This is a genomic window from Xylanibacter muris, assembly GCF_013166605.1.
In the GTDB taxonomy this organism is placed as follows: Bacteria; Bacteroidota; Bacteroidia; order Bacteroidales; family Bacteroidaceae; genus Prevotella; species Prevotella muris.
This window is the reverse complement of sequence record NZ_JABKKF010000014.1, coordinates 20,277-33,750: the sequence shown is the minus strand read 5'-3', so window position 1 is coordinate 33,750 and position 13,474 is coordinate 20,277. Positions and strand designations below refer to the sequence as shown.

Genomic DNA, 13,474 nt, shown 5'->3' with positions numbered 1-13,474 from the left:
AACTTTGTAAATCAGGACAATACCAATTATATTAGTTTTTTACAATATACATTCTATAATGAACAACTATATTGATATAAAAGGTGCAAGGGTCAACAACCTTAAAAACATAGATATAAGAATTCCACGCAACAAATTCATTGTAATTGCAGGAGTGAGCGGTTCCGGGAAATCGTCTCTTGCATTTGATACCCTGTATGCCGAAGGTCAACGCCGGTATGTGGAAAGTCTGTCAGCTTATGCCCGCCAGTTTCTGGGACGTATGAACAAACCTGAATGCGACTATATAAAAGGTATTCCCCCAGCCATTGCAATAGAACAGAAAGTAATAAGCCGCAATCCACGCTCAACTGTCGGCACAACAACTGAAATATATGAATATATAAGACTTCTCTTTGCAAGGATAGGCCACACATACTCCCCCGTTAGCGGTGAAGAGGTTAAAAGACACAGTACGGAAGACATCATCAACTGCATAAAAAAGTATTCCGAAGGAACAAGATTTGTTGTCATGAACGGGTTGCATCCAATAGAAGGACGCACACTTGAACAACAACTGCGCATGTATGTACTTCAGGGATATTCACGTATATATGTAAACGGCAATTTCATACAGATAGAAGACTTTCTTGAAAACAATGAAAACCTGGATATCTGTCCCAAGGATATTTCTCTCGTTATCGACCGCATGTCCGTAAACTTTTCCAACGACACGATAAGCCGTATCACAGACTCTGTGGAAACGGCAATGTATGAAGGTGATGGAACATGCAAGATTATGTTCCTACCGTCTATGATTGTATATGAGTTCTCAACAAGATTCGAAGCAGACGGTATGGTTTTCAAAGAGCCTGATGACAATATGTTTTCATTCAACTCGCCAGTCGGAGCCTGTCCTGAGTGTCAGGGGTATGGAAATGTTATCGGCATCGATGAGAAACTTGTTATTCCCAATCCGTCTCTCAGTGTCTACGACGGATGCGTAGTGTGCTGGCATGGCGATAAAATGAAAATATGGAAAGAAGAGTTCTGCCGAAGGGCAAAAGACGACAATTTCCCTATATTCGAACCGTACTATAGTCTCACACAACAACAGAAAAACCAGCTATGGCACGGTCTTCCGTCCGAGAAATATAAAGCAGTGAAAGACAGGGCATGCATTGATGCGTTTTTCCAAATGGTGCAGGAAAACCAATATAAGATACAGTATCGTGTGATGCTAAGCAGATATAGAGGGAAAACCATTTGTCCTGTATGTCATGGAACACGTTTAAAACAAGAAGCGGAATATGTAAAAATCAACGGTCGCAGCATAAATGATATTGTACAAATGCCTATCATAAGGCTTAAAGAATGGTTTGACAATCTGCAACTGTCAAGCCATGATGAAGAAATTGGCCGCCGCCTGCTAAGGGAAATAAAACAACGGCTTGATTTTATGCTTGAAGTTGGATTAGGATACCTTACTCTCAACCGCATGTCAAACACATTGAGCGGAGGAGAAAGCCAGCGCATCAACCTTACGACGTCACTCGGCAGCAGTCTTGTAGGATCGCTGTATATCCTTGACGAACCAAGCATCGGACTTCACAGCCGCGATACCGACCGGCTTATAGGTGTATTGAAAAAGCTGCGCGACATAGGAAATACCGTCATAGTTGTAGAACACGATGAGGACATAATACGTGCGGCAGACTACCTGATAGACGTCGGACCTGATGCGGGAAGTTTAGGTGGAACAATCGTGTTTGAGGGAAACACATCACACATAAACGACATAAATGCCGCCAAATATCCACAAAGCCATACCGTAAGATATCTAACCGGCAACGATGCCATAGCATTGCCGAAAAGCAGGAGAAGCTGGAACATGTCGGTAATGATTTGCGGTGCACGGATGAATAACTTGAAAGGAGTCGATGCAGTAATTCCACTGAACATCCTCACTGTTGTAACAGGAGTAAGCGGCTCAGGCAAGTCGAGCCTCATTAAAGGCATACTCTATCCCGCCCTTAAACGTCACATAGGGGAAACATGCGACTCACCAGGAGAATACAGCTCTCTTTCCGGAGATATTGCGGCAATAAAGCATGTAGAGTTCGTAGACCAAAACCCTATAGGCAAAAGCACACGTTCCAACCCTGCCACATACGTAAAGGCATACGATGCCATACGTGATTTGTTCGCACAGCAGCCATTATCACAACAAATGGGATTCACCTCACAGTATTTCTCGTTCAACACTGACGGGGGACGATGCGATGAATGTAAGGGAGCCGGTGTAATCACTGTAGAGATGCAGTTCATGGCTGATATTGTGCTCACCTGCGAAAACTGCAACGGACAGCGATTCAAAAAAGATATCCTGGATGTACATTTCAAGGAAAAGAACATCAATGATGTCCTTAACATGACAATATCCGAGGCAATACAATTCTTTACAATCCACAAACAGACCACTATTGTGAAACGTCTGAAGCCACTTGAAGATGTCGGCCTCGGATACATCAAGTTAGGACAAAGTTCATCGACATTGTCCGGTGGAGAGAACCAACGGGTGAAACTGGCATATTTCATCGGTCAGGAACGCCAGGAGCCTACAATGTTCATATTCGATGAGCCAACAACAGGACTTCACTTTCACGATATAAACAAACTTTTAATGTCGTTCAACGCCCTTATCGAGCGCGGACACACCATTGTTGTGATAGAGCACAACATGGATATAATAAAATGTGCCGACTACATTATCGACCTCGGTCCTGATGGTGGAGACAAAGGTGGTGAACTTGTAATTGCCGGAACACCGGAAGTTGTCAGCGGATGTGAGAAAAGTATTACAGGAAAGTACCTGAAAGAGAAACTTTATTAGAAAATATTTTGCAGTTACAAAAAATAATATTAACTTTGCACCTGCAAAAAGAAAAGGGTTATCAATGCCGATATGGCTCAGTTGGTAGAGCAATTCATTCGTAATGAATAGGTCCCCGGTTCGAGCCCGGGTATCGGCTCTTTTCTTTTATTTTTTCATCTACGCGGTAATAGCTCAGTTGGTAGAGCATTGGCTTCCCAAGCCGAGGGTCGCGGGTTCGAGTCCCGTTTACCGCTCATTTCATTATCTCCAATTGGCTACAGCAAATAAAATTACAGTAAACAACACGTTTAATACAGGACTTATTCATATAAAAGAGACAAAAATAGGCATATAAGATGATAATGGAAGACCATCTTTATATGCCATTTTCATTTTTAGGCCATTTACGACTCACACGACAAATTTGGGTCAGCAGATATTACTGAATATACCTCAGTAAAGAATCTAAAAACAGCCAACTAATTAATACAGAAAATCTTGCGAATTAGTTGGTTGCTTTGGTATTTTTAGCTGACCTTCTGCGTTAGTTTACAGTCATGTGAAAACACCCTTGTTTTACTTCATACTTGATATAACACCGCCCATTGTCACGAAAGTCACGGAGAACTTCACTCAAAACCCATTTCAAAGTGTCATTTCGAACCTGACGACGTGAAGGTCCGTCTGGATCTTCTATCGTTTTATAACGGTTATAGCAAATATCAACAGTCGTTCCATAAAGATGACAGCTGTTTTCCGTAGCATTCCCATTGTGATTGCGAAGTTTCTGTACATCCTCTTTCGTCCGCATTACGCTTGTAACAATTATCTTGTGAAGAGGAATGCCTTTTATTTGCAGGCTGTCATAGAACGCACGTCCAATATCCTGAAGCAAGACAGCGGCACGTGGAACAAGATAAGGTATGCTGCTGTCAAGCTTGTCTACATAGAAATAAGGATTTGCACCAATGTAAACAAGCTCAGTCATACGGTGCTCAGCCTCTAACCTGTTCTTTACAGGAGATACTCCATTACGTTTTGCGGCATCCATCTGCACATCGTTGAGATCGGGAAAAGTGTTCTTGAATGTCGGCACACTGTAAATCCTGTTTTTGCGCAACGAGCCATCGGGATTGTAGAACTTTAAAGGCCGCTTCTCTACAGGTTGCACCGAAGATATCAAGACACCGTCTTTATCCTTTTTAGCATCTGTGCAGGCAACATCCCCGTCTGTATTTACAGTATCATCTTTTTGGGCAGAGAGAGTAACCTTATCCACAGAACCGGACCGGATGTAAGCCAATGAGTCATCGGTAAAAGCGTCAATACCGGAAGAATGGCTGACTGTAGCAATACCAGGAAAAGCGCATCTCACTATTGCAAGAACAATGGTGACAATGATAAATCCCTGTAAATATCTCTTTTTTGAAAGCCTCATCACACTTTATAACTTTACATTTCTCTTTACGGGCTTACTCTCATTATGCATTCTGTCAAGCGCAGTCACGACATATACATAACGCCTACTGCCATCCTTATAAGGCAACTTGAGGAAAGTGTCACCGGTAAGCGCAATAATCTTCGCAGGATTTTCCAAATTGATTTTCTCACCACGGTCAAAACGATAGACAACATACTTCGAAGCCTCGTTCATCCATCCCTTACCTTTCGGGGCAGTCCAAAAGAGCATAAGTCCGTCTTTTGTCCATACATCCTTGACACGGCGTACCTTTTTCGGAGCCTTACCGTCAATAAAAGGCATTCTCGGCTGAAGAGCAGGATACTTCCAGTACACTTCGCGCAACATCGTGCCATAGTTTCCAATGTCGTCTACCGCTGCCTTGGCATACCAAAGAACAGTACCGTTCACATTCGGCAGTTCACGGTGAAGCCTGAACTTTGCCGGCATCTGGTTGACAGAAGGATCGTCAGTACCTTCGTATTTCACTGTCCTCTCTATATCCTCTCCGATATACAGCGGACGGGCTGAAGCATTCTTGTTCCACCACTTTATCAAAGTCTTATAATCAGCGGCAGAATGGCCGATCTGCCAATATATCTGCGGCACACAATAGTCCACCCATCCGTTGTTCACCCATAATAACACATCTGCATAAAGATCATCGTAGTTCTGCAGACCGTTTGTCTCGCTTCCGTTCGGGTCATTCCTCTTGTTACGGTATATTCCGAATGGCGACACTCCGAACTTAACCCACGGCTTTACGGCTGAAATGGTATCATGAAGCTGTTTTACGAAAAGATTCACGTTATACCTCCGCCAGTCGGATATGTTGCCTATACCGTTTGAACAGCTCCTATAAAGACTCTCGTCTGGAATCACGTGACCTGCAGCCGGATATGGGTAAAAATAATCATCGATATGAAGACCGTCCACATCATACCGACGCAAGATATCCCCCACCACATTGCAGATATATTCACGGTTCTCTTCTATACCCGGATTCAAGATATACTGCCCGGCATAGGCAAAGGCATTGAGCGGTTTTCGTGTAACAATATGATTGGAAGCCAGTTCTTTCGTTGTGGTTGTCTTCGCACGATATGGGTTTATCCACGCATGCAGTTCCATTCCACGCTTATGGCTCTGCTCCACCATCCATTTTAGCGGATCCCAATATGGATAAGGCGGCACGCCTTGCTTTCCCGTAAGGAATCGGCTCCACGGCTCTATTCGACTCTCATAGAGGGCATCACATTCAGGGCGCACCTGAAATATTATAGCGTTAACACCCTGTTTCTGCAGTTCATCGAGCTGATACGTAAGTGTCTGTTGCATCTTTTGGGTGGACATTCCGAGGAACTGCCCGTTAACACACTGAATCCACGCACCGCGAAACTCGCGCTTACTATGAGTATATGCGGCACTTTCAGATTTTGCCGTGATCTGATCTGTACCAAGCATCAACGATAGTATCATACCCACAAATACTACTAACATGCGAAAATCCATCCTGTTTTCAATCGCTGCAACAACGCCTGTCTTTATCTGGCTTTTTACTATAGTGTCCATAAAACTGTTATTATTCATTCCTATTCACTGTATGTCTCTAAAGATACTTGTAAATCTCCTCTGTCCAGTCATCACCGTTTGCAGGGCAGAATGTCTTTATCCCGAGTTTTGCCGCCATTTCCACATTCCGTTGCCCGTCATCGAGGAAAAGACTCTCCTCCGGCAAGATGGCCTCACAGGAAAGCACGTGTCTGAAGAAAGCTTCCGAAGGCTTCATCGCCTTTACCTTATAGCTGAGATAACATGCGTCGAAATAGTCGGAAAGCGCGTGTCCTTGGCCATCAAAATCCTTGCTCATGGCCCATGACATCATATAAGGATTGGTATTTGAAAGCAGAATAAGCCTGTAGCCCTGCTTCCTGAGTTCAGACAGAACCCGGAGGTTGCGCACAGGAACCTCCTTTACGTATCCCGTCCACGCATACTTACAGTCTTCAAATGTCAGTTCTCGTCCGGCAAGCTTTCCAAGTTCACGACGAAACTCCTCTGCAGAAATCTTTCCTTCTTCCATGTCACCGAAGATTCCTGACTGTGTGTAAGAGTCAAGGCGTCTGCCGGCATCAGCCACGCCCAACTCTATGAAACGCTCCACAGCCTTTTGAGGATCAAGAGTCATTATAACTCCGCCAAGGTCAAATATAATATTTTTTATCATGTCTTATTACTTCTTGTTTGTTTCATTCTTTCATATCGGGCAAAGATTTGCAAAGCACCTTATCGGCATCTCATAATTATCCTATACCACATTCAGAACAGATTTAACTTGTTTTTTCTTGCTTCCTCTATGGATTCAATACATGAAGATTGCCCTGCATATTCATCACGCAACCGGCTATAGCGGTCGTTGAGAGCACTAATGAATGTACCGCGTTCTTTCTTATCGAGCAATTTCGCGGCAACAACAGGATTTTGCGAAGCATCCCTCACCCATACCACAGGCCCGCTGTATACAGATGCCACCCTCAGTGCAACATAAAGCTCGCTCGTTGTCGCACCCCCTATCATTACAGGTATTGTAAGACCATATTTCTGCATTTCCCTCACAACAGTCACCATCTCTTCAAGGCTCGGAGTTATCAGTCCGCTAAGCCCCACAATATCGACATGCTCCTCGATTGCTTTCCTTACAATCTGTCCGGCAGGCACCATCACGCCCATGTCCGTCACATCATAATTATTGCACGCCATTACAACACCGACGATATTCTTACCAATATCATGTACATCCCCCTTCACCGTTGCAAGCAGAATCTTTCCGGCCGTAGAAGCACCCTTCACTTTCTCCGCAGCAATGTACGGATGAAGAAAATCCACGGCCTGTTTCATCGTACGTGCCGACTTCACCACCTGTGGAAGAAACATTTTCCCACACCTGAACTGTTCTCCCACAGCGTTTATCCCGTCCATCAGAGGTCCCGCAATTATATCCACAGCATGCGGATACTGTCCTACAGCCTCTGCAAGATCTGCATCAAGGCGATCACCTATACCTTTTATAACAGCCTCTGAAATACGTTCTCCTACAGTCTTTTCTGACACCGGAGTATCTTCCTTACCTAAATCATGTCGCGATTTCACTTCCGTTGTCTCCTGATTCCGGTGCTCCGTTATTTCAGCGGCAAGTCTTATAAGGTCGTCGGCAGCCCCCTTACGTCTGTTCAGTATCACGTCCTCAATTATACCGAGATGCTCTTCCGGAATATCACAGTAGGCCGTATTTGCCGCAGGATTAACTATTCCAAAATCCATTCCGGCACGCACTGCATGATAAAGGAAGACGGCATGCATTGCCTCACGTATGTAATTATTCCCACGGAACGAGAAACTTAGATTGCTTACTCCTCCACTGACATGCACTCCCGGCAAATTATTTCTTATCCATCCTGTGGCGCGGATAAAGTCCGATGCATAAGAATCATGCTCATCCATTCCTGTTGCCACTGCCAATATGTTTGGATCGAAAATTATGTCAAGTGGATTCATTCCCACCTTCTCGGTGAGTATTCCGTATGCCCGACGTGCTATTTCGATACGCCGTTCAAAGGATGTTGCCTGCCCCTGTTCATCGAAACACATCACAACAACGGCCGCTCCATAGCGTTTCACGTCCATGGCATGTCGTATGAAAGTCTCTTCACCTTCCTTAAGCGATATGGAATTGACAATGCCTTTTCCCTGCACGCATTTAAGTCCCGCCTCAATAACTTCCCATTTTGAGGAGTCTATCATAACAGGCACCCTGGCTATGTCCGGCTCTGTCGCGATACGGTTAAGAAAATTTACCATCTCGGACTTTGCATCAATAAGGCCGTCGTCCATATTTATGTCTATTACCTGAGCACCGTCTGCAACCTGCTTCCGAGCTATTGCCACGGCCTCATCGTATTTCTTCTCATTTATAAGACGCAAGAATCTGCGCGAACCGGCAACATTGCACCGCTCACCGACATTTACAAACCCCACCTCCTGAGTCACATCAAGCAGTTCCAATCCGCTGAGCCACAGTGTACGGGAAACCTCGGCGGGAATATGCGGATTCTTGCCGTCAGCCACCGTGACAAGCCTGCGGATAAACTCGTCTGTGGTACCGCAGCATCCACCGATGATATTGACAAAATTGCCTGCAACAAGTCCGGCCATGTGCCCGGCCATGACATCCGGTGTATCGCCATAGTTTCCCACCTCATCTGGCAGCCCGGCATTCGGACAGACACTTATGTAATACGGTGCACGGGCTGCAAGCTCCTCTATGTACGGTTTCATTTGGGCGGCTCCGAAGGAGCAATTCAATCCGATGGAAAATATAGGATATGTGCTCACACTCGCAAGAAATGCCTCCAGGGTCTGACCGCTGAAAGTACGCCCGGCAAGATCGCTCACCGTTACGGAGAGCATTATCGGAATATCCTTTCCCTTCTCCACCATCACTGTCATCGCAGCGTCTATGGCAGCCTTTGAGTTAAGCGTGTCAAAAATTGTCTCTATCAACAACAAATCCACACCGCCATCGATGAGTGCCGCCATCTGTCGGCAGTAAGCACCGAAAAGAGTATCATAATCAAGCTCGCGTGCAGCAGGATTGCTTACATCTGGACTCATCGAGCATGTCTTGTTTGTAGGGCCTACAGAACCGGCAACAAACCGCAGGTGTGCGGCTGTGGAATACATGTCTGCCGCACGACGTGCAATACGTGCACCGCATAAGGCCATCTCGGCGGCCGCGCCTCCGAGACCATAATCGGCCTGCGATACAGTCTGACTGCAAAACGTGTTTGTTGTGATAATGTCCGCTCCGGCCTCAAGATATCTCTTGTGTATATCCTCTATCACATCCGGACGCGTGATGTTCAGCATATCGTTATTGCCTTTTACGGACGTCCCGATACCCGTGAAACGCTCTCCGCGAAAGTCTTCTTCCGTCAATCCGTAAGACTGTATCATAGTGCCCATGGCACCGTCAAGTATCAGTATACGGTGTTTTATAATATCTTTAATGCCCAATTTTGAATTATCCTTTGCATTTATAATAACTTATCATGCCTATATGATATATGTCTTACAACAGGCAGACACAATCCGGCAAATTGGCCATATATCGTCTAATAATGCTTTATGGCCCTGTCCATCTCACGCCGATCTTCTTTTTCTTTAAGTGTCTGACGCTTGTCAAATTCTTTCTTTCCCTTACACAGCGCAATATCCATCTTTGCACGCCCCTTGTCGTCAATAAACACAAGGAGGGGGACGATGGTAAATCCTGTCTGTTTGGTAGCACTCTGCAACTTTGCTATTTCTTTCCTGTTAAGCAGGAGCTTACGGTCACGCTTGGCCTCATGGTTGTTATACGAGCCATAAAAATAGGGACTTACATTCATTCCCTTTACCCAAATCTCACCGTTGCTGATATAACAGAATGTATCCACCAGACTGGCTTTTCCCATTCGTATAGACTTTATTTCCGTTCCAGTAAGCACTATTCCTGCAGTATACGTGTCTATGAAGAAATACTCAAATGAGGCTTTCTTATTCTTTATATTTACAGGGCTCTTTTTTCTTAAAAGTTCTTGTTCCTTATTCATTATTCAATCTTACATTTACCGGCATGCTCAAATACACTTACGGCTCTATTTTCGCAAAACTTTCGATATGGTCGTCAATATATGCCGCGATGCAGGATGTCCATTCCTCTTCGTTTTCCACAAACTCATCGTCCATGTCGTCAAATTCCGGATATTTCTCAAACATGGCCATGAACTCTTCCTCCGTGCACTCGCGCTCTATATCTGCACGATACTTTAAATATAATGTGTGGGCATTATATATCAGCTTGGACAAGCTCCTCATTCCCCACATTCTCAATACTTTGGCAAAAGGGTTGAGAAATATGAATCCTCCATAGCCATTGTGAATGAGCTGCACGAATCCTCCGTCCATCACTTCATCACGCAAAATACTGTATGCCATGAGAGTTATCTGGTCTGTATTCAAATCGGCCATGCTTCCGGCATCAAGCCTGCCGCCTATAGCCTTGTCTATCGCCTCTATGAACACCGAAACAAATGCATCCATGCCTTCCGCCGCGGCAGCCCTCAACGCTGCGTCTCTTATGATTATCTCTTTCATCCGTACTGTATCTTATTCATGAAATTCCTGTACGACATACGGTATATATACGCATGCCCACACAGCATTTTATGCTGCGAAGTTACTAATTTTTATCGAGATTATCCAAAATACGTGGATGTTTTAAACTTCAAACCGTATCTTTTTATTTTCCGGAAGTGAAAAACCTATATGATTCAGGCAATACTTTTTACAATATATACGCAGGATTCCCTGTTAAGCTGCCGTCCGTCTCCGGCAATGCAAAGGCCGCAGAATGCCGCAAATGGGTAAAATACCAGAAAATCAACAGGAGTGCATCGTGAATCTGCCGGAAACGATCCGTATCTTTCCTCTAAAGAAAAATCATTTCTTTATCCTCCTGTGTGGAATTTTCAATAATTTCATGTAAATTTGCATAAGATAAGCGATACCTCCCATATACCAAGAAACGGCATTTACAAGTACATAACAGCTAAAACACGACTTTAAATGAAAAAACTGATTATAATCACATATATGTTGTGCATGGTGCTCGGAATAAGTGCCCAGTACGACTTCATACGTCCCGTGAAAGATTCCATCCCAGGAGGATACAACTTTTGGGTATATACCCCAACGGAATATTACTATACATTGGAAAACACTCCTGTGATAATCTTCCTCCATGGACAAAGCCTTTGCGGAAAAGACCTTAACCGTGTAAGACGCTATGGCCCTCTGCATGCGATAGTAAAGGGAAGACAGATAGATGCCATTGTAGTTGTCCCGCAGAATCCGGGAGGCGCATGGAAACCGCAAAAGATAAACGAAGTACTTGAATGGACGAAAAAGCACTATGCACTCGACTCCACCCGCGTCTACGTGGCGGGCATGAGCCTCGGAGGATATGGAACACTCGATTTCGCAGGAACATATCCCGATAAAATCGCAGCGGCAATGGCCCTGTGCGGAGGATGCACACTGAAGGACATGCAGGGACTTGGCAAACTTCCGCTTTGGATCATGCACGGCACCGCAGACAGAGCCGTGCCTGTGAGACAATCGAAAGTGGTGGTCGACGCCCTGAAATCATCTGGCAACGACAAGCGGTTGCGATACGACTGGCTGCCAGGAGCCTCTCATGGAGCTCTTGCAAGGATTTTCTATATGAGGAAGATGTACGATTGGCTGTTCTCACATTCACTAAGAGACAGGGAACGTCCAGTGAGGCAAGACATCAACATAGGCAACAATGATTTGCCAAAAGCTTATAAAGACATGGAGTTCTCAGGACAGGATCCTGAGATAGTATACGACACAAGCATCACCATAGAATAACATATTCCATGGTGATGCCTTTTTTACAGCACCCGCAAATTATTACACTTCTTATCATTCCTTAGGTACATCCCTGCTCAGCCAAAGTATTACCGGAGCATATATCACCGCACCTATAAAGAAAGACAGAACCATGTGGCCGGGTATCAGTCTGTCTGTCAGATTTAGAATCATAATAAAAAACAATACAGACAGGAACGTATCGAAAAACGTTGCTTTAAGCTTCAAAACCCGACTGCGCAGGACCATGGCCGCAAAAGCCCCGACAAGAAGTACGATATGCAGTATTATCATATTATCTCAGTTTCCTATATCCGTATACAGCATTCGCACCAAGCTCCTCCTCAATCCTCAAAAGACGGTTATATTTTGCCATCCGGTCCGTACGGCTGAGCGAACCGGTCTTTATCTGTCCGGAATTAGTCGCCACGGCAATATCGGCAATTGTTGTATCCTCCGTCTCCCCGGAGCGGTGGCTCGTAATGGTGGCATATCCGTGACGGTGGGCCATCTCGATGGCATCCATCGTCTCACTGAGCGTCCCAATCTGGTTGACCTTAATAAGAATGGCATTACCGGCTCCCATTTCAATACCTTTCCCAAGAAATTTCGTATTTGTCACAAACAGGTCATCACCGACAAGCCGACACCTGTCACCAAGAACACGTGTAAGCTTCACCCACCCGTCCCAGTCGTTCTCGTCAAGACCGTCCTCGATGGAGTCTATCGGGTATTTCTCACACAGTTCCCTGAGATACTCAATCTGTTCATCATCAGAGAGTTTCTTTCCATTTGGATCTTTCTCCACACCGTTCTTCAAACGGCTGTAATCATAATAGTATTTTCCGTCTTCAAAGGTAGAGAACTCCGAAGCGGCACAGTCCATGGCAATGCTGATGTCGTCTCCGGGTCTGTATCCTGCATCGGCAATGGCCTGCATGATACTGTCGAGGGCATCGGTAATGCCGCTCAGTTCAGGAGCAAAGCCGCCTTCATCGCCTACAGCAGTACTTAGTCCACGGCTTTTAAGAAGCTTCTTGAGGGCATGAAACACCTCTGCTCCCATTCTCACGGCTTCCCTTTCCGATCCGGCACCGACAGGACGTATCATAAACTCCTGAAATGCAATAGGCGCGTCACTATGTGCACCTCCGTTTATTATGTTCATCATCGGCACCGGCAACACGCGCGCATTCGTGCCTCCTATATAGCGATAGAGAGGTACACCAAGACACTTAGCCGCTGTATGAGCCGCGGCAAGAGATACACCGAGAATAGCATTGGCCCCGAGACGGCTCTTAGCCGGAGTGCCGTCGAGCGCAAGCATACGGCTGTCTATAGCCCTTTGCTCTAAAACAGACATGCCGATAAGTTCGGGAGCAATGACTTCATTTACATTCTCAACAGCCTTCAGAACTCCTTTTCCTCCATATCTGAGAACATCACCGTCACGCAGTTCCAATGCCTCGTTCTCTCCGGTCGAAGCACCGGACGGAACAGACGCACGACCGGTAACACCGTTGTCCGTAGTGATTTCAACTTCAACTGTCGGGTTTCCTCTTGAATCCAGAATCTCTCTGGCGTGAATCTTTTCAATGTTCATGTCCGTAAATGTTTAATGTCTGTAAATAAATCGTACGAGTAAGGATAAGCCGTACATATAAGTA

General features: G+C 45.2%; 10 protein-coding genes and 2 tRNA genes. 4 read left to right on the top strand and 8 right to left on the bottom strand.

From position 1 onward, the window contains the following. Positions 1-58: 58 nt before the first annotated feature. From uvrA to HPS56_RS11745, 3 genes are all read left to right on the top strand, one after another. On the top strand, positions 59-2,872 hold the full coding sequence (gene uvrA, locus HPS56_RS11755) for an excinuclease ABC subunit UvrA (RefSeq protein WP_172276837.1): 2,814 nt from the start codon (positions 59-61) through the stop codon (positions 2,870-2,872). A gap of 66 nt (positions 2,873-2,938) precedes the next feature. After that, a tRNA-Thr gene (locus HPS56_RS11750) sits at positions 2,939-3,011 on the top strand. Between the two features lie 24 nt (positions 3,012-3,035). Then, positions 3,036-3,108: transfer RNA gene (locus HPS56_RS11745), tRNA-Gly, on the top strand. A gap of 290 nt (positions 3,109-3,398) precedes the next feature. Here HPS56_RS11745 and HPS56_RS11740 read toward each other — a convergent pair. From HPS56_RS11740 to HPS56_RS11715, 6 genes are all read right to left on the bottom strand, one after another. Continuing rightward, entirely contained in the window at positions 3,399-4,292 is an 894-nt protein-coding gene (locus HPS56_RS11740) for a DUF5715 family protein (protein ID WP_172276834.1), read from the bottom strand. 6 nt (positions 4,293-4,298) lie between these two features. Continuing rightward, positions 4,299-5,777 (bottom strand): glycoside hydrolase family 10-like protein, encoded by a 1,479-nt coding sequence (locus HPS56_RS11735; protein ID WP_253952467.1) that lies wholly within the window; start codon positions 5,775-5,777, stop codon positions 4,299-4,301. A 145-nt stretch (positions 5,778-5,922) separates the two neighbouring features. Beyond that, entirely contained in the window at positions 5,923-6,540 is a 618-nt protein-coding gene (locus HPS56_RS11730; RefSeq protein ID WP_172276831.1) for an HAD family hydrolase, read from the bottom strand. 92 nt (positions 6,541-6,632) lie between these two features. Next, the gene (gene metH, locus HPS56_RS11725; protein ID WP_253952466.1) at positions 6,633-9,335 is read right to left on the bottom strand and encodes a methionine synthase; all 2,703 of its coding nucleotides are present in this window, start codon (positions 9,333-9,335) and stop codon (positions 6,633-6,635) included. Between the two features lie 149 nt (positions 9,336-9,484). Continuing rightward, complete coding sequence (gene smpB / locus HPS56_RS11720; protein ID WP_172276825.1) at positions 9,485-9,964, bottom strand: SsrA-binding protein SmpB; 480 nt, start codon at positions 9,962-9,964, stop codon at positions 9,485-9,487. 37 nt (positions 9,965-10,001) lie between these two features. Continuing rightward, positions 10,002-10,508: a DMP19 family protein gene (locus tag HPS56_RS11715; protein WP_172276822.1), complete on the bottom strand. Its 507-nt coding sequence runs from the start codon at positions 10,506-10,508 to the stop codon at positions 10,002-10,004. A 471-nt stretch (positions 10,509-10,979) separates the two neighbouring features. Between HPS56_RS11715 and HPS56_RS11710 the strand changes: the two genes are divergently transcribed. Beyond that, positions 10,980-11,807, top strand: a complete 828-nt coding sequence (locus HPS56_RS11710) for a carboxylesterase family protein (RefSeq protein ID WP_172276819.1) — start codon at positions 10,980-10,982, stop codon at positions 11,805-11,807. A gap of 54 nt (positions 11,808-11,861) precedes the next feature. Here HPS56_RS11710 and HPS56_RS11705 read toward each other — a convergent pair whose 3' ends face one another. Both HPS56_RS11705 and eno read right to left on the bottom strand, forming a co-directional pair. Further along, positions 11,862-12,101, bottom strand: coding sequence for a hypothetical protein (locus HPS56_RS11705; RefSeq protein ID WP_172276816.1), 240 nt, complete (start codon positions 12,099-12,101; stop codon positions 11,862-11,864). A gap of 1 nt (position 12,102) precedes the next feature. Next, positions 12,103-13,410 (bottom strand): phosphopyruvate hydratase, encoded by a 1,308-nt coding sequence (eno, locus tag HPS56_RS11700; protein WP_172276813.1) that lies wholly within the window; start codon positions 13,408-13,410, stop codon positions 12,103-12,105. Positions 13,411-13,474 lie beyond the last annotated feature (64 nt).